This is a genomic window from Paraburkholderia sp. RL17-373-BIF-A, from assembly GCF_046030175.1.
GTDB lineage: Bacteria > Pseudomonadota > Gammaproteobacteria > Burkholderiales > Burkholderiaceae > Paraburkholderia.
In genome coordinates this window covers 1-648 of record NZ_JARESO010000366.1, presented here as the reverse complement: position 1 = coordinate 648, position 648 = coordinate 1, and the positions used below count along the sequence as shown (strand labels likewise).

Annotated in this window: 1 protein-coding gene; it reads right to left on the bottom strand. The window is 61.6% G+C overall.

Going from position 1 to position 648, the window contains the following annotated elements; genetic code table 11:
• Window positions 1-648, bottom strand: a 648-nt coding sequence (gene tnpC / locus P0D80_RS50900) for an IS66 family transposase (RefSeq protein ID WP_408296504.1), incomplete at both ends; no start/stop codon positions are given.

Below are 648 nucleotides of genomic sequence, written 5' to 3'. Positions count from 1 at the left end.
CGCCACGCACTGTAGCCGTCGGTCATCAGCGTGCCGGCGTAGCCGCTCAGAAAGGCCTGCGGATATTGCTGCCCGCGTCCTGGCTGATATTCGAACAGCACGACCGGTTCGGTACTGTCTTCGGCGCTGCGATAAAGCCACATGTACGACTTGCTCTGCGCAGTCTTGCCGTCTTCCTTGAGCACCTGCACTGTCGTCTCGTCGCCATGAAGCAGGGACTGCGCGAGCAGTGTTCTGCGCATCGCTTCATACAGACGGGACAGGTGCAGCTCGGCGGGACGGATAATCCAGTGTGCCAGCGTACCGCGACTGACCGCAATGTTCGAGCGGGTCAGCGCCTCCTCCATGCGATACAGCGGTGTGCCGTCTGCGTATTTGGCCGTCATCACCGTAGCGGTCATTGCCGGGCTCGCGTTGCTTCCTGGCAGGGGCTGCGTCGGCATGGAAGCGATCACAACCGGCGTACGTTCGGCGTGGCGCTCGCAATGGCGGCACGCATATTTGAAGCGCACGTGCTGCAATACCGATGCCTTGACCTCGATATGCAACTGCTCACATGTCTGTTCGCCCATCCGGTGCATCGCGCCCTTGCAGCATGGGCAGACCTTCTGGTCTTCGGGCAGGTCGTATTCGATACGGGTGCGCGGC